Origin of the sequence: Bacillus sp. FJAT-27245 (genome assembly GCF_001273955.1) — a bacterium.
Taxonomy (GTDB): Bacteria; Bacillota; Bacilli; order Bacillales; family Cytobacillaceae; genus Bacillus_D.
This window is the reverse complement of sequence record NZ_LIGI01000001.1, coordinates 4,077,077-4,100,831: the sequence shown is the minus strand read 5'-3', so window position 1 is coordinate 4,100,831 and position 23,755 is coordinate 4,077,077. Positions and strand designations below refer to the sequence as shown.

Below are 23,755 nucleotides of genomic sequence, written 5' to 3'. Positions count from 1 at the left end.
GGAGATGAAAGAATAAATATGCGTACAAAAGTGCTAGATAATATTTCTAGTGTTTATTCTTATGTGGGAATTGCTGTTTATAAATTGATTCTAGAATTGGTTTACCTTTGGTTTATTAATCCAATTTATGAAAACGGGGGGCATACTGTCGACTTTAATTACAAAAAATATATTTTGTCCTGGGGATTTTTACTAATCATTGCTTGGTTACTACCAAAAAGCAAAGATAAAGTCTCATTTATGATCCTGCAGCTTCATGCAATAACTATGATTATACCAATTCTATCAATATATGGAATTGGAAACCATTCTTCCAATTTTATGCTGATGGTCATGATATGCTTTGTGTTGGAGATTGTAGTAATAAGATTAATTAATAATAATCTTAACCTGCCCAAAATGAAAAAAAAATTTAAACTGGCTAAAATCATAAATAAATTTAATCTGCCTAGAATAACAAATAATCTTCACCTGCCTAAAATCCCAAATAGCAGAAATTTATTACTTACTCTATTTTTTATCTGTACTGCAGTAACTTATTCAACTTTATTGCTATTCAACGGCATACATTTAGAAGCAATTGATTTTTCAAAAGTTTACGATATAAGAAAGAATTTAGTTTATCCTTTTGTTTTCTTGGAATATTTGACATCTTGGCAATATAGAATAATAAATCCTTATATGATTATTTCTTCCTTTGCTTTAAAGAAAAAAAGATTGTTTTATGTGTTTTTAGGGTTACAAGTATCACTTTATTTTATTATCCCTTATAAAGAAATAATACTATCAGTTTTTTTAATTTTGGGTTTGTGTTTATTCTTACAAAAGTACAATTTCTTAAAAAGTATTATGTACGGCATAAAATTGTCAATTGTTGTTTCAGTTCTATTGTATTTGTTAAAGGTGTCTGTAATGCCATTAGCTATCATACCAACTCGATTATTGTTTGAGCCGGCAATAATTAAATTTCAACATTATGAAGTGTTTAGTAAGCACTTAGATAAATTATTCTATTCTGAAGGGTTAATCGGACAAATATTAGGTTTAACATATCCATATGATGTACCAACGGGATATGTTGTAAATAGTTATTTTGGTATGGGGAATAGTAACAGTAGTACCGGATATTTAGCCTATGCCTTTGATAACTTGGGTTTTGCCGGTATGATAATAATGACTTTCATATTAATTTTAATCTTATGGTTAATTGATTTACTATCAAGAGGATTAAATAAAAACTTTGTTTTTGCTTTTTTAATATATCCATTTTATATGTTAAATGACGGAGACCTGCTTACTTTGTTATTAACTGGGGGTATATTTTTATCATTAATAATATTGTTATTAGACCAAGAAAGTTTTAAAGCTGAGAAAATAAAAATAAATAGGTTCCATAACATAGCCTTTGGCAATTGGAGAAATTCACCTTAAAGAAGGGCAAGAGTTCATATCATTCTTTCTCCCTCATCCTTCCCAAGGAGCTCTTTTAGTTTAGTACGTTTCGAAATATGGCTGTTGAAGGAGGAACAAATGATTGACGCCGTCTTCGTTAAGACTCCGCAATCTTCTACGGAATACTTGATACTTGAATACCGAATCAGGGCTAAAATGAAGAGCAGGAAAAGCCCTTGGTCCTGAAAGAGAACAGGAAACTGTTTGCTCCGACCGGAAGGTACTCCTCGAACAATTGCAGGATATCCGTCTCATTGTCATCCGCCAGGGAGGACAGACAATGTGCTTCTTGCCGGACAACATCGGCGACCAGACAAAGCGGATCGTCAGTCTGGCCGGGTATGATATGACCATCTACGTGTATAACCTACAGGAAAAAATCAAAGCTTAATTGAAGTTCTTGGAGGTCTGCCGGCACCATGTCGAAAGGAGCCGACAATTAAAAGAAAAACGGAAATATTGTCGGCTCAGTTGGCAAACGGAACTTTTTTAAAAAATTATCTTCAAAAATTAGTACGGGTCTAATTAGACCTGCGAAATGTGAAATGAAGGCTAATTATGGTATGTTTACTTTTCGGAATTTCCTAAAAATCCGCATTTACCCATAACTAAAATAATTACCTTAGTCAGAAATACCTTAATATTAATGAGAAATTTTAGCCTCTTGGGACTGCTGGACTTTTGACATTCAAGTAAAAAGGATAATATTTAGGATTCTCAATCAATAGCAATGAATAAAAGGAGAGCATTTTATACATAAAACTCTCTTTTCTTAATAGTCCCAAACTCCTAATTCTTGTGAAAATTCCTCATTTTTTTACAAATTATTGTTATAATGAAAAAGTGCGAGTTTAACAATAATAGGAGTGATTCCCTTAAATGAAACGTTTTTTTCTCCTTTTAATAGTTTTTGTTATGATTATTAATATATTTCCAATTAATCAAGCTAATGCTTTAGAACTCGATTGTTCAGGAATAAAAATAGGTCAAAAAATCTACTGGGACGGTGTGGAATTGAAGCCGGGACAAATTGGCAAACTATTTATTTTAAATGACACCCCGCTTTATAAATTGACTGATGGGGAGTGGATAATTGATAAGATTTTAAAAAAGGAAAGTATATATAGGATATATAATTTTAAGGCTGAGTACCTTGGGGTTGGTGGAGGATATTATGTTAAGCGTGATAAACGTATAGACTACAGGACGGCGTCCAAGCAAAAGTTGAATGCTGTAAGATGTGCCAATCCGAAACCAGAAACGCCTGCTCCGCCGCCTCCTTCTCCGGGAAGTGAAGGCACTCCTCCTCCAGTTGTGGTTATACCTGAAAAGCCTAAATTAGAACACGATGACCTTGGACCGCAAGTATCCAACCTTAGCACTCTTGCTTCAAGGGCGGGCATGGATCAAAGCGGGAATGCTTTTTTATATATTATTCTTCATGGAACCCCTTCATCTTTAGCGGTGGTTGATGTGAATACGAATGAAACTAAAAGCATTTTCTCACTTGGGAATTCAACCAGTGCCTGGGCAATTGAAGTTGATCAAAACGGGACTGTCTGGGTAGGGGGAACCAGCAAGGGACACCTTTATAGTTATAACCCAAATCTTCATGAATTTAAAGACCATGGGGATATGCTAGTTGGAACAGCGGACACCACGATTCAGGATTTGGCTGTTACACACTAGTATGTATATGGCTCTACAGCGTACGGAGCTTCTGTTTTTGCTTTCAACAAATTTACTGGACAGCGGGAATTTATTCGATCGGCTTCGTTTGGCAAACAATTTGCCAAATCAATCTTGGCTGAAGCGGACGATAGTCATCTTTATGTAAGTACAGGGCCCTTGGCTGAACTATTTCAATGGGATGTTCGTTTAGATAAAAAAACCGCACTTCTTTCAGAAGTTTTTAAGTCAGAATCTTATGCGGAAAAAATGAAACGAATTGATGATGATCTTATTGCAGTTAAATTTTATCCTTCCAAAAAAGCTAATCTATATAGGCTTTCAAATGGAGCTTTTATACAGGAATTTGTGGCTGATTCCCGCGGGTTTTCGCCTAAAGAGCCTGAAAAGAATGAATTCTATTATACGTATGATGGTAATTTCTATGCATATAACCTAGGTACCGGGGAAATTCGAAATACGAATGCAAGGCTTCCAAGAAAACGGACAGCGTTATCCCTTGATTTTATCCAGTTAAAAAACAATCCGTCCAGGAATATTCTTACCGGACTAATTGATAATGAAGGGAATTATTTTCTTTATAATCCTTTTTCCGGTGTTACTCCGGTAAGAAAAGCCATTTTGCCTTCACAGCCTGTTAACCTTCACACGTTATTTTCCGATCCGGACGAGAGGCATATTTACGTAAATGGATTTATGACAGGCGGGCTCACGAAGTTTGACTCAATAGAAAGAAAAGGAGTCCAACTAGGCGGGGTGAACCAGCTTGAGAGCGGCATTGTCATGAATGGGAAGCTCTATGGAGGAGCCTATCCAAAAGCGAGGCTGATTGAAATTACTCCAAATGAGTTATGGGACCAGTCATCCATCAAGGAATTGATTTCCCTCGATAAGTACAGCCAGGAACGGATAACAGCGATGGCGGGCTACAACAATACCCATTTATTTGCGGGGACGTATGCACAGGACTCCCTCAAAGGCGGTCTCCTTCTCGACTATGATGTGACAACCGGGGACTACAAAGTATATGAGGACTTTATAACAAATCAAAGCATTATTTCTTTGCTTTCTGATGATGGATATATCTATGGCGGAACTTCCATCCACTCGAATTATCAGCGCGACCAGTTCAGTGCGAAGTTTTTTCGGTTTAATCCGGCAAATCCGCAAGAAAAGGAGTTCTTTTTCCTTCCCATCAGGTCAACGATGGTCATGTCTTTAATTAAAGGACCGGATGGGGACATTTGGGAAGCGGCAGATGGGACAATTTTTGCCTATAACCCTTATTTGAATAAATTTAGATCAGTAAAAGTACTAAATGCAATTTCCGGAAGGTTTAGCAATGCCAATCTCCTTACCGGGAAGGACGGTTTTGTGTACGGAACGATGGAAGGCAGGCTCTTCAGAATCAATCCCGTTGATATGTCAGTTACCATCCTGCTTGAAAGTGGTGCGTACGAAATAGTGCAGGATGGAATGGGAAATCTCTATTATAGGAATTTAGAAAATCTCTATATGATCCCGGCGGAGAAACTAAACCAATAGTTAATCGATACCCTTGCAAGAACGGGTTATCAGCCTTTGCTGATGCCCGTTTTGTTATTTTAAAATAAAGAAACAGTAATTTTAGTGTAACTTTTAGGTAAAGCGTGCATTTATTTACTTATCTGTGATACTATTAGAATGCTTCAAAATTTGTCTTACATGGATAGCAAGAAAGGGAGAATGTGAAGGATGAAGAAGTCAACTAGGAAGGCTTTTGTAAGCGCTACCTTGGCGCTTGGGCTGATTTTGCCCCAGGCTGCATCACCGGTTGCCTATGCGGAAGCTGCAAGCAATGACGTTGTGAAACTCCGTATTCTTGAAACCACGGATATTCACACAAATCTTGTAAACTATGATTACTTTAAAGATGCGCCAACGGACGCTTTCGGGCTTTCTAAAACAGCCACGCTTATTAAGGCTGCCCGTGCGGAAGAGCAGAACACCCTTTTATTTGACAATGGCGACCTGATTCAGGGAAGCCCGCTTGGCGATTATGTGCAAGGCGTGCAGAAGCTTGCTGATGGCGTTGAGCACCCGGCTGTAAAGCTTCTCAATCTGCTAAAATACGATGGGGCAACAGTTGGAAACCATGAATTCAACTATGGCCTGGATTTCCTTGATGAAGTCCTCGATGATGCGAAATATCCGGTCGTTAATGCAAACGTTTACCATGATGATAAAGACAATGATCCAACAAATGACAAGAACTACTTCACTCCTTACAAGATTCTTGACAGGGAAGTTACCGATACCGACGGCGAGAAGCACACGATTAAAGTTGGGGTAATTGGTTTTGTTCCGCCGCAAATCATGACCTGGGATAAAGCAAATCTTGAAGGAAAAGTTATTGCAAAAGAAATCGTTAAAACAGCTGAAGATTTCATTCCTAAAATGAAGGCTGATGGTGCCGATGTCATTGTGGTCCTTTCCCACTCGGGAATTGGAACAAACACAGAGAATGCCTCCATCAACCTGACAAAAATCCCTGGTATCGATGCTGTATTGACAGGGCATTCGCACAGTAAATTCCCGATGGCCGGCGATAAGCCGAACTATTACGGGGAAGGAATCGATAACGCAAAAGGGACAATCAACGGCATTCCCGTTACAATGCCAGGTTCCTGGGGAGATAACCTTGGTGTCATCGATCTTGAAATCTCCAAGACCGATGGAAAATGGAAAGTGACCAATTCAAAAGCAGAATTGCGCTCCATTGCAAAAGCCGAGAGCGATAAAGAAGTAGAAGCGGCAATCAAGGCGGAGCACGAAGGAACGGTTGACTATGTAAGGAAACCGGTTGGCGAAACGACTGCGCCAATCAACAGCTACTTTGCTTTGATAAAAGATGATCCATCCATACAGATTGTGACCAATGCCCAAAAATGGTATGTGGAGAAAGCATTGAAAGGCACTAAGTATGAAAACCTTCCAGTCCTCTCCGCAGGTGCCCCATTCAAAGCGGGTGGCCGTGGAGGCGCTGATTATTACACTGATATGGACAAGGGAACCATCGCAATTAAAAACGTTGCTGACCTTTATCTGTATCCAAATACTGTATTCGCTGTTAAAGTAACAGGTTCCGATATTAAAGAATGGCTTGAATGGTCTGCTGGCCAATTCAACCAGTTGAATCCAAAGTCGGCTGGCGTTCAGGAATTGGTTAACAATGCATTCCCAACTTACAATTTTGATATTATTGACGGTGTAACATATGAAGTTGATGTAACTGAGCCTGCAAAATACGACAAGGACCAAAACATCGTTAATCCTGATGCAAACCGTATTAAAAATCTTTTGTTTGACGGAAAGCCGATCAATCCAAATGCCGAGTTCATTGTTGCCACAAACAACTATCGCGCAAATGGCATCAAAGTGGCTGCCAATAAGGAAATCGCCCTTGCTTCACCAGATGAAAACCGCCAAGTGATCATTGATTACATCAAGGAAACCAAGGTAATTAACCCAACTGCCGACAACAATTGGAGCTTTGCGCCAATCAAGAATCAGGACGGCCTGAAGGTCACGTTTGAATCTTCACCAAAAGCGCAGAAATATCTTGCTGAAGGCGGAGATGTAAAATACGTATCAACACTTGAGACTGGTTTTGCGAAGTATGAACTTTCACTGCCGGCTCTGAAGGACACAAAACCTGGTGACAACCCAGGTAACAAGCCTGGTGATAACCCAGGAAACAAACCTGGTGACACTCCAGGAACCAAGCCAGCCCCTAAGGTTTATTGGAAAGGTTCTTACCTGAAGCCGAATCAGATTGGCCGGGTATCAATTGAAAAGCCAATCAACCTTTGGAAGCTTGAAGGCAATAAACTCGTCTTTGTCCGCATTCTTAAACCGGGTGAAGCATACCGCGTATACAGCTACCATAGCGCCCACGGCGGCCAGTATGGAGTTGGCGGTGGTTACTATGTAACCAACATGAAAGGCTACGTGAAATACGAAACCCCATCCAAAGCGAAATTGAAGGAACTTAGAGGGGAAGAGTAATGAATTTAAATCTTCTCTTCATGTTTGGCACTTGAGGTAATTACTTACTATTACACATTAGTGAAAATCCTTTTGAAAAAAACGAAGGAATTATCTTAGTAATACTCAATACAAGTGTGGTAGAAATGAGAACAGGCTAAGAACATAGTGATTCACTATGTTCTTAGCCTGTTTTTAATAATATTCTTTTATCGTTTGTAAGGAGGATTAATTTCCATTTAACTCTTTAAGTTTTGCCTTTGATGGAGTTTGATACTTAACATAGCCTTTCATGTTTGTTACATAATAACCTGAGCCTAGTCCGTATTGACCGCCATGGGCATTATCATAGCTATAAACTCGATAGCGCTCACCAGGCTTTAATACACGGACAAAGACTAGTTTATTTCCTTCACGTTTCCAAAGGTTTATTGGTTTTTCAATTGTAACTCTTCCAATCTGGCCTTTCTTTAGTAAATCCCCATCCCAATAAACTTTAGGAGCTGGACCTTCTGCCTTCTTTATTGCCTCTACTTCAATCATGACTGAATCGCTGCTATTGCCGGATGGGTCCGTTGAAAAAACTGTTAAAATTGTTCCAGGTATTTGAGCTGGGATTGGAATAGTAAACTTTCCGTTTTTGTCGGTCTTTCCTTTACCTAGTATAACGTTTTCTCGCAGTACAGAAATTGTTGAAGCTGGTTCGGCCTCACCAGTAATTTTTTTGTCTTGATTGGTAATTTTGTTCACTATTGGTTCAAGTGGAGCAGTTTTGTCTTTGACAGTGACTTTTACGGGAGCACTCTTTTGACCTTCACTGTCCAAAGCTCTGACCTCAAGAATTGTTCCAGCTTTTTGCTTTGGTATTGAAACAGAAAACTTCCCTTCGCTATTTGCCCTTGCTGCTCCGATTACTTTGAAGCCAATATTGACTTGAATGGAATAACCTATTTCAGTCCCTCCAGTAATTTCTGTATCATTGTCGCCTACTTCATTGACAATTGGTACTAAAACTGGGGTAGGAGGAACTGGTCCGGGTACTGGTCCGGGAGCTGGTCCCGGTCCAGGCGCTGGTCCTGGTGCCGGCCCAGGTGCTGGTGCTGGTCCCGGTGCCGGCCCAGGTGCTGGTCCCGGTGTCGGCCCAGGTGCTGGTCCCGGTGCCGGTCCAGGCGCTGGTCCCGGTGTCGGCCCAGGTGCTGGTCCTGGTTCCGGTCCAGGCGATGGTCCTGGTCCAGGATCCGGTCCCGGTCCTGGTTTTGGATCAGGATCGGGTTTTGGGTCAGGATTTGGCTTTGGATCTGGCCCAGGCGGAGGTGCAGGAAGGTCAACGATGAAACTGGTTGAATTAGTAACTTTGTAGACGGAAAAAGTTGCATTTACTGTATATGTTCCTGCTTCTGCATTGGCACCGAGCTGGTAAACCGCGGCGTATTGGCCATCCGTGCCAGTTTTCACTTGCAGCGCAGCGGAAGCGCCATTTTTCTCGACTGTAATTGTTACATCCGTTCCAATTGCAGGTGAACCGTCCGAAGACACTGTGCCTGTGATGACCACTGAATTGGAAGGATTATACTTCCCTTTATCAGTGGAGACGGTTATTTCCCTAAGAACCGAAGCTTTCTCAACCGAAAATTCCTTTGTTACGGACTTACCAAGCGCAGTCACTTGTAAAGAGTAAACCCCGGTTTCCGCATCATTTGAAATTTTATATGTAGTCGAGAAAGACCCGTTATTTCCAATTTCATTTTGATTCCACTGATATATAGCAGCTGGATTCCCAGTTGAATCTTTTATTACCATTGTAGGATTGGTTGTTCTTCCAGGCTGTCCATCCACTAGGACAGTCCCGCTAACAGTTACAGTATTTCCCACTAAGTAGCTGTCTTTATCCAAGGCCACATCCAGTGTAGTCTCGGCGGCATACGCAGGGGAGACTATTCCTGCCAAAAAGAAAAAGATTGCAACAAGTATGGAGAGTTGTTTTTTCACTGATTTCACCCCTTCACTTCCTTTGAAGAATAATTAGGAAGAAAATCCTCTTTTAATAGCCGGGGGAGGCGGCTCTTTACAGAGTGCCTCCTCAGCCCTATAAATTATTCTACACTGAATACCACGCTGTCTTTTTTTGCTTCTGCTAATGATGAAGGGTTAGTCCAGCTATCCCATACATAAACTTCAACAGAATAGGAACCTTTTTGGTAATGCTTAAGTGGCAATTCTACCCCAAAGCCATTGCGCGCGCCATTTGCCAATTCATCTATTGAAAGGAAGTGGAGGCTTACAACCGCGCCTTCATGGTCCTTAACTTGAATAATGACTAATGGGCTCTCAGAATTCGGACCAAGATTTCTGACGTTTGCTTTGATCTTAACTTTTTCACTTTGTTTGAAAGTTGTTGCCCGGTTACCTTGTGCGTCCAACAGCTCCACTGTTTGGACCAGCAATGGGTAGTTGTAAACAGTAAAGCTTACTTCCTCCTCATCCGCGACTTTGCCGTCAACTGATGCGATGGCAGTTACTTTATATTCGCCGTTGAGGGTTAATTCATCCGGTACAAAGGTGCTTTCGAATGTTTTGCCTCTTGCGGCAGGGAAATTGATTATCTCTCCCGCGGGATTTGTGATTGCAACATCCCAGTCAACCTCTACATTTGCTTCCGCTGTAATGAGCGCCGGACGGTTTTTGCTTACATCAGCGCCAGGCTGGACAGTCAAGCCTGTTATATGGCCGACAGGTGGTTCCATGCCTTTGTATATTGTAAATACCTTCGTTGTTACAGTGCCCGCAATGTCTTCTGCTTCCAACACAAATTCATTTTTTCCATGTTCTAGGGAAAGATTTAATGGAACCTCTGCATTTAACGCACGCTTGATATATGGTTGGCTGAAGCTACGCGTATACTCCTCGTTGCCGTTTAGCAGGACGCGTATTTCATCGAAATTATCTCCGATTTTTGCTTTAACGGTAAGCTCGTCAATTTCATCAGAGACGTATCCGTTTGCAGGAAGCCCAACCAATTCAATTGTAGGAGCCTCGGTATCAATGATAACCTGGCGCCTAAATTCAATATTATTTCCAGCGCTATCGGTACCAGAAACGAAGATGTCATGGACCCCATCCTCAGTGAACTGGATTTGAGTATTAAAGTCATACCTTTTCTCTGTTGCATTCCATTTCAGTGGAATCCTTACTGGAGAGCCTACAACCTGGTCTCCTGTAAGTGTTAAATGATCCACTCCGGAGGAATCGTTGACATATCCTGAAACTGGTACAATGTGGGTATTAAATACACCCAGAGCTTCAGGCGAGGTAGCAGTAATATATGGTATTGTTTTGTCGCCAGCACCTTTAATAGCGTTGTAGCCAACATTTCCAGCGTAATCAAATGCAAAAACCTCAATTGTTGCACCTACTGGAACCTTTGATTTGAAGCTATAATCGATTGCAGCCGTAGTAGGAACAATATTTGTTTCTGCTTTGCCGTCAATAACGACGGACAAATATGCGATACCGCTGCCTTTTTGATCGCCGGTATTAAATGTTAACTTGTTTAGCTCGGCATTGTATATTACATCGGATATTTCCGGAGCGACAGTGTCCAGGATAACAGGGTATTTGTATACCTGAGCTTCCTTACCAGGATAGTCAATAGTTGCCTTCACTTGGTAATAGTACGTGCCATCCGCTGCCGGTTTGTTATTTATTAAGCCGTCCCAGGCTGTCAATGAAGGTTTGTAAGTGTACCTGAGGGATCTTCCGCTGTCAAAATAGTTCTTCCTTTGGTCATTATCGGTACGAAGCTTTCGCAATTGGGTCCCATTGGCATCTACAATACTGTACTCAACTGTCTTACTATTCCTCAAAAAGGAAAGAATTGGGGCGATTTTATCGCTTTCCCCATCACCGTTTGGCGAGAAAGCCACGGTTTTCTCATCATAAACCTTAGCAATTGGGTTGTAGCCTAGAGAAAAACCGCCTTCATTGACCATGCGCGCAAACTTATAATAAGAAGTAGTTTTGTAAAACATATCATCGATGATTGGAGGAGCGTTCCAGTCACCCTTGAATCCCATGAATGGTACTGAAAGATCCGATAGAGAATCATCTTCGGAAGTATTTAGCAATCGGACAAAGCCTTCAACAAAATAACCGTTTGCCATCAATTGTTCGAGTTGTGCCTTTGCATTTGATAGATCAATCGAGATGATAATATCTCTGGTTGATCCTGCAGGAACAGTAATTTCAGGAGTATGGACAGCCACATCATTGATTACGGTTGCTGTAACTAGATTGAATCCAGAAGCAACTGTATCTCTTAAAACAGTTGTATCAACTTTGTACTTGGCATCCTTTGTCCCAAAGTTAGTTGCAGTTAGTGTGAAGGTGAAAACATCGTCCTTAATCTCCTTTAGGACTACCTTCGGATCACCTGAGGCCTTTTCTGTTACATAAACAGGAGTCGAGACCGCGGCATGCAGTTGCATGATTCCCGCACCCTGGCGCCTAGGAGAATAATATGTTGCAGCCTCCTTTACCGGAACTGCTGTATTCATCAGGAGGTTTTTTGCCATCTTAACTTTAGCGGAGCCTTCCAATTGCGGGAACGCCTCGTTTACACGCTGTAATACCAGTGCGGAACCTCCGGCAACATGCGGAGCTGCCATTGACGTACCGCTCATTAAGCCATATTTGTCGTTGTTCAGGGTAGAAAAAATCTGGCCGCCTGGAGCTGTAAGTTCAGGCTTGAAGTCCAGGTTTGGAGTAGTACCCCAAGATGTGAATGCAGACATTTTTCCGCCCGTCTTATTTACAACCGCTTTTGTTTTTCCTGTGAATGTCACTTTTCCAACATTGCCGGATGCTTTAAATTTAGCCTCCAGTAAAGCTGCATCTTCAAGGCTAAGCGTAACCATTGGAATGGTAGGGCTTTGAAGAGCCATGCTTACATAATCCCCATGGGCTGGAAGTCCCCTAACAATAACTCCCGCAGCCCCGGCGGCTTCTGCTTGCTTTTGGATCATGCCAAAATTAAAATCGCCTGTGCGGACAACAAATGTAATTTTTCCTCTAACATCCTTGCCTGCATATTTGTCAGGCTGTCCATCCGCTACATAGACTACATCCTTTTGGTTCTTTCCAAATACATCCAATGGTAGAGGGGTAGACTGGCGCTTATAGGCCACATGAAGAGTCTCTTCCCCAACAACAACATCCATTTCGTCCAATTGGATATGAGTATTTTCAATCGAGGCAACTGAAATGGATTCCGCCGTTAATCCTGGGGCCCCCACAACCCCTATGTCAGGATTTGAAGCAAAGGGATTACCATAACCTTCCGCAAAACGTGCAGAGTTTCCAGCTGAAATAGCCATCAATACGCCATTGTCGACCGCCCGTTTAATAGCCTGCTGTTCAGGGCTGTCAGCACTTACGAATGAAGCTGTCGATCCAAGGCTCATGTTCATAACATCAGCGCCAAGCTTGATTGCGTCATCGATTGCTTTGATATAGATGTCGCCGAATGTAGAAGGCATTTCAGAATCATTTCCAAACACCTTCATGGCCAAAAGCTGAGCTTCTGGGGCTACACCTTGAAGTCCTCCGTTTTGCTCATCACCATTTGCTCCCACTGTACCGGCAACATGCATTCCGTGCATGGAAGCATCAGAACCCAAGTCTAGAATATTGGTATTTTTATCGGCGTAATTGTAACCATATGGTACTTTAGCCGTGAAATACTTTCCAGGGAGATTGTGTGCGGTTCCCGCTTCATTAACACTGGCTTCGCTTAATTTTGGTACTGTATCTTTTGAAAGAACCATATCCTTGTGTGAAGGATCGATTCCAGTATCAATAATTGCAACTACTGTGCCATTTCCTTTATAGCCAACATCCCATGTCTGCTTTGCTCCGACCTGATCCTTACTTGTAACCATTTCAGGTTTTTCCTCCGGCCTCTCATACCGGTTGGCAATATGTACCGAGGAAACTAAAGGAATCTTCGCCAACTCCTCAATATCCTTAAACTTCATGATACCGCTAACACCGTTGGCAACAGTTGTAAACGTGTTCTCAATTTGAAGATCGATAGATTTTGAGTTTAATTCTGTTAAAAAGTCGGACTGCTCATCTTTAATTTGTTCCTGCAGCTGACCTTTTTGGGAAACGGAAAGGTCCTTATAGCGAAGGCCTTTTTGAGTTGCGAATAAAATCGCCGGGTCTCCCTCGAGTTCAACAATAACCCTTACTTCATCTTCATCATTGTATTGTTCTGAAGGATGTGCCACTTGTTCGGAAAGTTTCCTGAACTTCTCAAAATCAGGGGAGGATACGGACTCTGCTTTTGCAGAAACCGCGCCAAATAATCCGCTCGAAAAGGCAAGCATAAATACGAGCGAAATAATAAGACCCCTTCTAAATTTTCTTAATTTCTCCACCGTTTTCCCTCCTAAAATAGTTTTTAAAAGTAATATTAAAGAAAAATGATAGATTTTGTCCCCCTTTCATGAAAAAACCAGGTTTATGTCGTTATTTGTAAATTTTGCCTGGTATAATAAAATTTAGCACACCAGGAAATAATAGTAAATACGGAAAATTCATTATCTTCGTAAATATTTTTATAGAATCCAATACTATTCGAAAATATTATTTTTAAAAAGAACGAAAATAAAAAATCCACCTCAAAAAGGTGGATAAGAGATAATTAAAGTAATTTGTCGTGTTAAGGCCATTATTTGTTCTTCCCGGCTGCCCTTAAAGTGCCAGTATCAAATATTCTCCCAACATAGTCATTTTCTAACAGAAGTGTTGATATGCGAATATCCTTATAAATGGCGTCATAGCCTTCTCGGCAAAGCTGGACATCTGTTTCCTTTTCGGTGCGGTTATCGATGCAGATTCCTTTTTCAAATACGCCTTCATGGGATGCATAGTAATCATAATCGTCTGAAAAGAAGGAGTAGCGGGTTGTTTCATATGCGAAACCGGTAATCCGTTTATGATTCGCATCAAGCGTCGTGCCGAGCTGGACAAGCTGGTCGTCGATCCCGAGCAGGGCGGTAAGGGTCGGGTAAATATCCATCTGGCTGCCGGTTCCTTCATTCACCACCGGTTCTGTCTGTCCAGGATGATGGATGATCAATGGGATGTTGAATCTTGTTTTTAAATCAAAGTTAATGCCAAGCAGGCTGCGGATTTCCTCTTCATCAGTCGGAAGCGGCCCATAGTGGTCACCGTAAACGACGAAAATCGAATCGTCCCAAATGTTTTCTGCTTTTAACTCGGCAATGAATTCACCAAGCGCCTCATCAAAATAGCGGATGCTCTGCAAGTAATTGCCTGTTGCGGTTCCTTCCAGCTTGGTTGGAAGGGTGAGGTATTGATATTTATCTTCAAGGATAAATGGCCGGTGGCTTGTCAGGGAAACGATAAAATTAAAGAATGGCTTATTTTCTGTTTTGTACATCTCAGCCATTTGATTGAAAATGCTTTTATCCGAAATGCCTAGTCCAATAATTTCATCGTCCTTTAACGCGGGATGGCCCCGGTAGTAAAACTCGCCATATCCCTGGCTTTTATAAGCTTCTTGCCTGTTCCAGAATTCGGGGGAGTTGCCATGGGTGACACTCGTTGAATAGCCATACTGGTTCAGTACTTCAGGCAGGGATAGATACTCGTTAGTCGGATATCCCTTATAGGCGCCGATATATCCAATTGGGTAAAGGGAATTGTTGGCGACGAATTCCGCATCGGATGTATTTCCCCTTCCAATCTGAAGATACGTATTCGGGTAATAGTGGCTTTCACTGATTAGTTTGTTCAGGTGGGGGGTTACTTCTTCTCCCTCCACCCTCAGTCCAATTGGAAATGTGTTCAGTGATTCAGCCTGTACCATAATGATGTTTTTCCCCTTGAACTTCCCGAAATAAGGGGATGACTTCTGAATTTCCTGCCTGCTTTTGAACGAATTGCGGATTTCTTCGATGCTGTTCTTTTGCAGGAGGGCCTGTTTGAAATAAGCCTTTTTATACACGTTCCAGCCAATGTCATACAGATGGGCCGGGATAATGCCGCCCCGTGAAATTTTGTACTGATCGGAGTACGTAAATTTAAAGGCGGACAAGGAAATTGTTAGAATGATAGCCAAGCCGGCGGAAAGGAAGGCAAGTCCTTGTTTTTTCCACGCGACCGGGGCTGTTTTTTTCACAAAAAAGAAAAACGCGAGCGCAGCCAGAGGGACGTCAATCCAGTAAAGGACATCCCGCGGACTTATTAATGAAATAATCGAAGACCGGATATCCTTCAGCTGCCCGGCCTGCGCCAGGAGTTCAATGCGGATAATTGCATTGTAGTAGCGCTGGTACATAACATCGGCGTAGAGCAGCAGGCTGGCCAGAGCGTATAAAGTAATGGCTGAAATGATTGCGATTGGCCTGCGTTTTATGAATAAATGGCTCGCAACGATGGCTGCGAAACCAAGGGATGACAAATAAATGAGCGCGTAGCTGGGCTCCAGTTCGGTTTCTTTTACAAATAGTAGGGTTTTCCCGGTCCACGGCAGAGCAAGCAGTAGGCAAAATAGAATCATAGATGAATATTTTTTACGAATAGTTAACAACAGCTACACTCCTCCAGCTATTAATCATATAGCCGCATTTAATATGTATTATAACAGATAAACCTTTGTGAATTTACAGGAAATTTACAATCCCTCGTGGGTATTTTTGTCGAAATAATGCCAAAAATTACAGAAAATGCAGGACTTTCCTCTGACATTTCGATATAATTAAAATGTTTGAGATTACTTACTTGTTAGGGGGAGCAGAATGAGCAGAATTAAAAAAGGGTTAATCGCCCTCGTTTCAGCAGTTGTGGTCGGTTCAGGTTTCGGATTGAATTTTGCGGGTCCGGCTGAAACTGCCGAGGCAGCATCGAAGAAGATTACCATTCTCCACACGAACGACTCGCACGGACGGGTCGAGGAATCGTCCTCGGACGGGATGGGATTTGCGAAAATCTCGACTCTCGTAAAGCAATTCGAGGCACAAAATCCAAATACCCTGCTGCTTGATGCGGGAGATACATTCCACGGTACGACCTTTGCCACTCTTGAAAAGGGCGATAGCATTGCCAAGGTTCTGAATGCGGTCGGCTATGATGGAATGGCCGCCGGCAACCATGATTTCAACTATGGTTACCAGACGCTGCTTGATTTGACGAAGAAAGTCGATTTCCCTGTCATGTCCGCTAACGTACGTAAGAAAGCGGATAATTCCCTAATTCTAAAGCCATATGAAATTAAAGAAATTGACGGGATCAAGGTTGGCATTTTCGGCCTGTCCACCCCTGAAACACATTATAAGACTCACCCGAAAAACGTTGAAGGACTTCAGTTCACAGACCCGGTAGAGGAAGCAAAGGCGATGGTTGCCGAACTGAAATCGAAAAACGTCGATGTCATTGTTGCGGTTACCCACCTTGGCATTGACGCTTCAAGCACCGACACTTCAATCAAGGTTGCGAAGGGTGCCCCTGGAATCGACCTGATTGTTGACGGTCATAGCCACTCAACACTTGTTGAAGGAATGAAGGAAGGCGAAAACACCCTGATTGTCAGTGCGGGTGAATATACGAAAAACCTTGGTGTAGTTGAACTTACTTTTGAAGGCAATAAGCTTGTTGATAAAAAAGCACACCTGATAACGAAGGAACAGGCGAAAGACGTTACCCCTGATTCTGCAATCGTGGACGTTATTAAAAAGGTGAAGGAAAGCCAGAAAGAAATCCTTTCCCAAGTAATTGGTGAAACGGGAGTTGTTCTTGACGGTGAGCGCGCCCAGGTGCGTGCCGGTGAAACAAACCTTGGCAACTTGATAACGGATGCAATGATTGATGTAACAGGTGCTGAAATCGCGATTACAAATGGTGGCGGCATCCGCGCGTCCATCCCTGTCGGCAAAATTACAAAAGGCCATGTTATTACCGTACTTCCATTTGGAAACTACATTGTGACCAAGAAGCTGACTGGCGCCCAGATTAAGGCAGGCATTGAAAACGGCGTTGATTCTTACCCAGAACCAAAAGGCGCATTCCCGCATATTGGCGGAATGTCTTTCGCAATCGATACTACCCGTGAAAAAGGCGATCGTGTCCATTCAATGAAGGTAAACGGCAAGCCGATGGAAATGGACAAAGAATACCTTGTCGCTACAAATGACTTTATGGCAGCCGGCGGTGATGAATACACAAGCTTCAAGGACAGCCCGATTGTTAATGAATTCCCTGCCCTTGATGAAGCGCTTATGAATTACATCGGCAAACGCGGCGTCCTGAACAGAAAGGTTGAAGGGCGCATCGTAGCGAAAACAGTCGAAGAAGCAAAGAGGGAAGAAGAGCTTTTGAACAGGCCTGTTCCGGTTGTATACTGGGACGGCACACTCATGAAGAGGAACCAGATTGGCAGGATTTCTATTCTTGGATCGGTTAACCTGATGAAGTTCGATGCTGATGGCAATGCAGTTGTCGTCCGTGAGCTTAAGGCAGGCGAGCGCTACCGTGTATACAGCTACAACGGAACATATGGCGTTGGCGCAGGCTACTTCATCAGTGACAACGGTGCGAACACCCGTTACGAAACACCATCCAAACAAAAACTTGCTCTCTTAAGAGCAAATTAGGTTTCCGTTAAAAGGACCGTCCCATTCATTTGGGCGGTTCTTTTTTTGGGGTTTTAGAGGTTGAAATGAAATTTTACACAATTAATTTGAAATGTAAGTTGATTGGAGCGGAGGGCACCGACTCCAGCGGGATGCAGCGGCAAGGTGGAGACCCCACAGGCGCTAGCGCCGAGGAGGCTCCACTGACGCCCCGCGGAAAGCGTGTGCCCGGAGCTGAAATCAACCGCAAGGGAACTTGCAAAATAAATATTTTAAAAATGAAACTATTCACCGTTTCGCGGAGTCTATATAAATAGTAAACTATGGAAATGGAGAGATTTTTTATCAAGATGGGACTCTTTAGTGTGAATCCCGGTCTCCATTCCTTTTTTATGTGCATGTGAAAAAGACAAGAAAGTGGGGGTCCTATGAAAAACTGGTTTAGGAAATCCGGCCTTGTGGCGGTGGGTACGACGCTTGTGGCGGCAAGCCTGCTTACTGGCCCTGTCCATGCGGCAACAGTGAGGTACAATGATTTTACGTCCAGCCCAACCGGGTATGTAAGCGAGTCGCAAATGAAGGGGCAACAAGATGGAGAGAAGGCGCTAAGCGACGATACACTCATTATTAAATTCAAAAAGCCATTGACCCTGGCTGAACACCGTTATGCAGGCGGGACGCCGGTGAAGCAAATCGCAGGATTGGACTATGCCGTTGTAAAGGTAAAAAATAAAAAAGATTTAGACAAGGCAATTACCAGGTACAGGGAAAATACAAAAGTGGCGGCGGTCATGCCGAGCGCTTTGTACAAGCCGCTTGCGATTGAAGACCCAAAAGCGGCGAGCCAGTATCATTTGGGCATGCTTAATCTTGAAAAGGCCCAGTCCCTCGCGGGAAAATACCAAGTTACGGTTGCGGTCATTGACCAGGGGATCGACCCGAATCATCCGGATTTAAAAGGGAAATTGCTTCCAAGCTATAACTCTGTTTCTCCAATGAACCAGGGCGCGCCTGACTTCCATGGCACGCATGTAGCCGGGATTATCGCTGCCGCAAAGGGTAACGGAATAGGCGGATATGGCGTAAACCCGAATGCGAAAATTTTGCCGATCGACGTTTTTGACCGGGCTTGGGGGGCGACTGATTATGCAATCGCCGAGGGCATCCTTTATGCGATAAACAAAGGAGCGAAGGTTATTAATATGAGCCTTGGCGGATCGATGCCATCCCCATTGATCGAGGATGCAGTCAAAAAAGCACTTGAGAAAAATATAGTGGTCATTGCGGCTGCGGGAAATACGGGAAGTGACATGCCAAGCTACCCTGCGGCATATGAAGGCGTTATCTCTGTAGGGAACGTCAACAGCCAGAAAAAGCTTTCAGTGTCATCATCCTACGGCCCGTCCGTTGATGTCGTGGCTCCAGGGGAGGACATTTACAGCACGATTTATGAATATGAGCGAAAATCGAGCTACCGAAAACTGACCGGCACCTCGATGGCCGCGCCAATGGTCGCCGGTGTTGCATCACTTCTGCTATCAAAATATCCGTTGCTGACCCCTTATCAGGTCGAGTATATTCTCGAACATACAGCCGAGGATCTTGGCGAAAAGGGGTTTGACGTCAAATATGGAAACGGGCTCATCAACCCTGTTGCCGCATTGCAGTTCGATATGAAAAAACTACCTGATATTGTAAAGAAATCATACACTGAAAAGGAATTACTGGAGAAGGCGCAGCCGGTTTCACTCGGTAAGGAAGTGAAGCTTTCCGGAAACATCACCGCAACCCATGAGGAAAAATGGTATAAGGCAGAGGTGGAGAAAGGCGACAATCTTCAGTTTATTCTTGATGGCGGGTCCCAGTTTGACTATAAATTGATGATCCACATGTATTCAGCTTCAGAAAAAATGATGGTCGATGTTAATAAAGTCCGGGAAGGCGTAAAGGAAGGGAAATTCTTCGAAGCGCCGTTCAGTGGCACAATCCTATTCGGTGTAAAGGATGTAAATGGAAGCTATGACGATTCTGCTAGAGGGGGATCGAAATTCACACTTACTGTACAGAAGTCCAAGGATTTGCCGGAGGATGAGTCTTCCATCGATAAACCGATTGCAATCGAGCTTCCATATAATAGCGGGACCACGCCATTTTACCTGCTCGGAAAAGACGGTGATGATGACTATTACAAGTTTTCCGTCAAAGAACCCCAGGCTGTAAGGATTGAGCTATCGGGAGTGCCGGGCACGGATACGAGCATCAGCCTTTATTCAGCTGATATGTTCTTCCCGCCGGATTTTGACAAGATGCCTGCTGAAGAGCAGAAAAGGCTACTGGATGCATTGGCGTCGGGAGAGATGAAAGCTGACCCGATGCTATACAGCAACAGGGGCGGCCATGGTGCCGGGGAAAGCCTGAACTTTACCTCCAACCCGGAAATGGCCTATATTATTAAAGTTTCGAACAAAATCGACCCGAACTATTTTATGATGTACGATTTCTTTTTCAACCCGGGGCTAATGTCCAAAGACCAGGTTGCCGAGCCTTCGCTTGTCCCTTATAAGCTGAAAGTGGAAGGGAAGGTTTTCCCGGAAGATGAGGATATGTTCCCGTTTATGGGCGGAGGTAAAGAAGAAACAAGCGAAGGCCTTGATGAGCAAAAGAAGGAAATGGGAGTGGGGCCATCAGAAGACGGGGAAGATGAGTACCTGCGGATGATCAAGGAGGGTTCCCAGCCTTATGGGGTTGGCCAACAAGCTGGCGGCTACCTGCAATCGATGGAAGATGAGGACTGGTTCCAGACGACTCCTTCCGAAACGGGCATTTACCAGTTTGCTTTTTCTGAAAAAGGCTTTACCGTGCCGATCATCGGAATTTATAAGATTGTCGAGCTAAAGGATTATAACGGTAAACCATTTAAATATCTTGCCCAGATTGGTTCCAATATGACATGGGACTGGTCCGGAATCAGGATGGATTCATCCCTTTATACCGGATTGCGAAAGGGCGAAACGTACTATATTAGAGTGAACTCGAATTATTATACTGGTGAAATGTCCTTTGATCCGTACGAGTTCACATCAAAGCTATTGTATGCCAACCCGGAGGATCAGTATGAAGACAATGACAAACCTGAAAACGTCCGGAACCTGCCGTCAGGAACAGTGGAAGGAAACTTTGCAATGCCGTTCGATCAGGATAATTTCTATTTTGAATCGAAAACAGATGCAATATATGGCGTGACGTTCGGGATGAAAGCTGTTGATCCGGCCACCTACAGCAAGTATCCAAAAGAGCTGGTCAACCCGATCTACGGCATGGTGATTGTTGTGGAAGACACCAACAAAAACCGGAAGCTTGATGAAGAGGAAGCCAGGAAGGTCCAATACATTGACCGCGGTGCGTTTTCCGGAAATACGTACGGCTCATTCAAAGCAGGGAAGAACAAGAATTATATTCTAATTGTCAATGGGTATGTGGACGGTCCGGTTCCGCTATCCCTTCTGCCATATCAGCTGAAAGTAGCCCCTGTGAACACGGTTGATGAAGACAAAGGATCTGTTGTGAAAAATAATATTCCTTCAAAACCAATTAAGCTTGCGGCTAATGGAAAGAATGTCCTGAAGGCTACCGGTTATTTGAACTCGGGTGTCCCTTATGGGGATGAAGATTGGTATGAGCTGAAGCTGGCTAAGGATTCGAAAGGGAAAATCGAATTTGCGGCCGGAATCGAAGTTGACAGCACCATCTCCCTCTACAAGGACGGAAAGTTGCTCGCCTATGCGGATTATTATCCGGAAGGCGACGCGGAGGTTCTGAATTTCTCTTTGAAAAAAGGAACGTATCATATTAAGGTAAGGGACGCATTTGGGAACTCGACAATAAACCCGTACACTTTGAAAGTGGAATTCAAGTAAAGGATTTACCATCAAAATTGACAAATGGCCATCCCGGCTGTTAGGGGTGGCCTGTTTTTTTTGCCTAGAGGAACTTCAAAAATGCTTTCAGGGGGGAATGCGGCTCATAAATGGTAACGACTCCATAATAGATTGGTGAACTTTCCAGTCGTTCATGAAAGGGGGAGGTTGCCATGTAAAATGGTTTGTGTAAACGTCCCTATTTTTCTATTACGTTCCTAAAACAGGAGAATCGGTTCATTAATATGGAAATCGGTTCATAAAAGTGCGAACAAGGTTCATAAATAGCAAAAGCCGGTTCATAAAGTCAGAAATCCGGTTCATAAAAAACTAGAGCAAATCAACACATTCGTTAAAACCACTTTTGTGGATTAAAAATCAGAAGAAAGGCCTTTTGGTAAAATAAGGTCCCTTTACCAAAATATTTTTCATAAAAGTTTCACTAAAAATTCAAAAATAACAGGTCCATTTACCCAAAAAATGACTAAAGTCCCTCTATACGGAAGAGAGCCAACCTACTAAAATGAGGTGGTACAAAAAAGAAAAAGGGGAATGGGAATGACCTTATATAGAAAGTTGCTTAAGGTGGCTGCGTCCGCATTCATGCTCAGCACCGCCTTTTATTTTGTGCCGGCCGAAAAGGGGAAGGCCGCCGAATTGTGTAGTGGGATTTCATCAGGCACTATCGTTCAATGGGATGGTGATGAGCTGAAGCTTGGCCAGATTGGAAGGCTCACGGTCTTGAGCGACACACCGCTTTATAAGGTGGCTGGCGACAGCAGGCAGTTTGCCCGAATGCTGAAAGCTGGCGAGACATACAGGATTTACGCTTTTAAGCCGGGTATGCTGAGTGTTGGTGGTGGCTACTATGTTGACCGCGACACAAGGGTAAAATACGAAACGCCATCGAAAACGAAGCTTGGCCAGCTGGAATGCAAAAAGGCATCAATAGCCGAAAGCAAGATGCCGGTCGAACTAACGGATACAAGGACAATCATTGTTGATAAACTTGGAACGGAAAAGCGTATTAGCGCAAACGAATACGGAACCTCCTGGTATACCTACCATAAAGGGTACAGAAAGTACTATATGATTAGCTATGTAAATGGAAAAATTGGCGCGCTTTACACTATGGACACCGCCTTTCAATTCGAAAATGTAAAGGTGGGAATGGCCCGCGATGCAGTCATAGCCTCGCTCGGAAAGCCCGTGGAAGGAATTTTGAAGGGGAGTGTCAGCTACTCCACCCAAAATGACAGTGAGCAGCAAACCTTCTATAAGAATGGCTTTTATATAACTGCATTTTACGATATTCATAACTATGGAAAAGTAACTGCCATACAAATTGTTTCCAGTGATGTGGAGAGCAGAAAGGCTGGTTTCCTGGCGTCGCCTTCAGCATCATTGCAGCAGGCATACGAGCCTCAGCTATTTGACCTTGTCAATGCGAGCCGTGTTAGGAATGGATTGGCCGCCCTGGCCTGGAGTGAAAAAGCCCGGCTATCCTCAAGGAATCATTCGCTTGATATGGCGGCAAATAATTACTTCAGCCACACGAACCTGCGCGGCCAAAATCCATTTGACCGGATGAAAGGCACCGGAATTGTCTATCGGGCTGCGGGGGAAAACATCGCAATGGGCTATGTGAGCAGTATTTTCGCCCATGAAGGCCTGATGAATTCACTTGGCCACAGGAGGAATATCCTGAGCGGAAACTATACGTATCTTGGCACAGGGGTACAATTCCAAGCAGGGACAATGCGCCCTTATTATACACAAAACTTTTATAAACCGTATTAATGGACAAGCGTTACAAGCGAAGATCCAGTGCCCGGATTGGCATCAATTCCGGGCACTCTTTTTACAGGATAGGCATTCGGTTTGCTTTATATAGGTTGAAATAATAAAACCAATTTTGAATGTAAGTTGATTGTAACGGAGGGCACCGACTCCTGCGGGATGCAGCGGCAAGGTGGAGACCCCACAGGCGCCCGCGCCGAGGAGGCTCCACTGACG

At 43.3% G+C, this 23,755-nt stretch carries 10 protein-coding genes; 7 read left to right on the top strand and 3 right to left on the bottom strand.

Annotated elements, in window-relative coordinates; all coding sequences use genetic code 11:
* Positions 1 to 18 precede the first annotated feature (18 nt).
* The 4 genes from ADU24_RS20135 to ADU24_RS20120 all read left to right on the top strand — a co-directional run bounded on the left by ADU24_RS20135 (position 19) and on the right by ADU24_RS20120 (position 7,188).
* Entirely contained in the window at positions 19 to 1,431 is a 1,413-nt protein-coding gene (locus ADU24_RS20135) for a hypothetical protein (RefSeq protein WP_053368311.1), read from the top strand.
* 900 nt (positions 1,432 to 2,331) lie between these two features.
* The gene (locus ADU24_RS20130; protein ID WP_053368310.1) at positions 2,332 to 3,141 is read left to right on the top strand and encodes a hypothetical protein; all 810 of its coding nucleotides are present in this window, start codon (positions 2,332 to 2,334) and stop codon (positions 3,139 to 3,141) included.
* Between the two features lie 249 nt (positions 3,142 to 3,390).
* Positions 3,391 to 4,686 carry a hypothetical protein gene (locus tag ADU24_RS20125; protein WP_156324648.1) on the top strand — a complete coding sequence of 432 codons (1,296 nt, stop codon included), beginning with the start codon at positions 3,391 to 3,393 and terminating at the stop codon, positions 4,684 to 4,686.
* 189 nt (positions 4,687 to 4,875) lie between these two features.
* A complete protein-coding gene (locus tag ADU24_RS20120; RefSeq protein WP_053368308.1) occupies positions 4,876 to 7,188 on the top strand; it encodes a bifunctional 2',3'-cyclic-nucleotide 2'-phosphodiesterase/3'-nucleotidase in 2,313 nt (770 codons plus the stop codon).
* A 207-nt stretch (positions 7,189 to 7,395) separates the two neighbouring features.
* On the opposite strand, the gene ADU24_RS23425 is transcribed toward ADU24_RS20120, so the two are convergent.
* From ADU24_RS23425 to ADU24_RS20105, 3 genes are all read right to left on the bottom strand, one after another.
* Entirely contained in the window at positions 7,396 to 9,156 is a 1,761-nt protein-coding gene (locus tag ADU24_RS23425; protein WP_197277539.1) for an Ig-like domain-containing protein, read from the bottom strand.
* 104 nt (positions 9,157 to 9,260) lie between these two features.
* Positions 9,261 to 13,604, bottom strand: a complete 4,344-nt coding sequence (locus ADU24_RS20110) for a S8 family serine peptidase (protein ID WP_053368306.1) — start codon at positions 13,602 to 13,604, stop codon at positions 9,261 to 9,263.
* Between the two features lie 293 nt (positions 13,605 to 13,897).
* Complete coding sequence (locus tag ADU24_RS20105; protein ID WP_053368305.1) at positions 13,898 to 15,784, bottom strand: LTA synthase family protein; 1,887 nt, start codon at positions 15,782 to 15,784, stop codon at positions 13,898 to 13,900.
* A gap of 208 nt (positions 15,785 to 15,992) precedes the next feature.
* On the opposite strand from ADU24_RS20105, the gene ADU24_RS20100 reads away from it, so the two are divergent.
* From ADU24_RS20100 to ADU24_RS20085, 3 genes are all read left to right on the top strand, one after another.
* Positions 15,993 to 17,843: a bifunctional metallophosphatase/5'-nucleotidase gene (locus tag ADU24_RS20100; RefSeq protein ID WP_053368304.1), complete on the top strand. Its 1,851-nt coding sequence runs from the start codon at positions 15,993 to 15,995 to the stop codon at positions 17,841 to 17,843.
* Positions 17,844 to 18,250: 407 nt separating this feature from the next.
* Positions 18,251 to 21,739, top strand: coding sequence for a S8 family peptidase (locus ADU24_RS20090; RefSeq protein ID WP_053368302.1), 3,489 nt, complete (start codon positions 18,251 to 18,253; stop codon positions 21,737 to 21,739).
* A gap of 558 nt (positions 21,740 to 22,297) precedes the next feature.
* Entirely contained in the window at positions 22,298 to 23,539 is a 1,242-nt protein-coding gene (locus ADU24_RS20085; protein ID WP_053368301.1) for a CAP-associated domain-containing protein, read from the top strand.
* The last annotated feature ends 216 nt before the right edge of the window (positions 23,540 to 23,755 follow it).

Coding starts and splice junctions, on each gene's coding strand:
- ADU24_RS20135 (WP_053368311.1), top strand. CDS start 19: ATGCGTACAAAAGTGCTAGATAATATTTCTAGTGTTTATTCTTATGTG.
- ADU24_RS20130 (WP_053368310.1), top strand. CDS start 2,332: ATGAAACGTTTTTTTCTCCTTTTAATAGTTTTTGTTATGATTATTAAT.
- ADU24_RS20125 (WP_156324648.1), top strand. CDS start 3,391: ATGAAACGAATTGATGATGATCTTATTGCAGTTAAATTTTATCCTTCC.
- ADU24_RS20120 (WP_053368308.1), top strand. CDS start 4,876: ATGAAGAAGTCAACTAGGAAGGCTTTTGTAAGCGCTACCTTGGCGCTT.
- ADU24_RS20100 (WP_053368304.1), top strand. CDS start 15,993: ATGAGCAGAATTAAAAAAGGGTTAATCGCCCTCGTTTCAGCAGTTGTG.
- ADU24_RS20090 (WP_053368302.1), top strand. CDS start 18,251: ATGAAAAACTGGTTTAGGAAATCCGGCCTTGTGGCGGTGGGTACGACG.
- ADU24_RS20085 (WP_053368301.1), top strand. CDS start 22,298: ATGACCTTATATAGAAAGTTGCTTAAGGTGGCTGCGTCCGCATTCATG.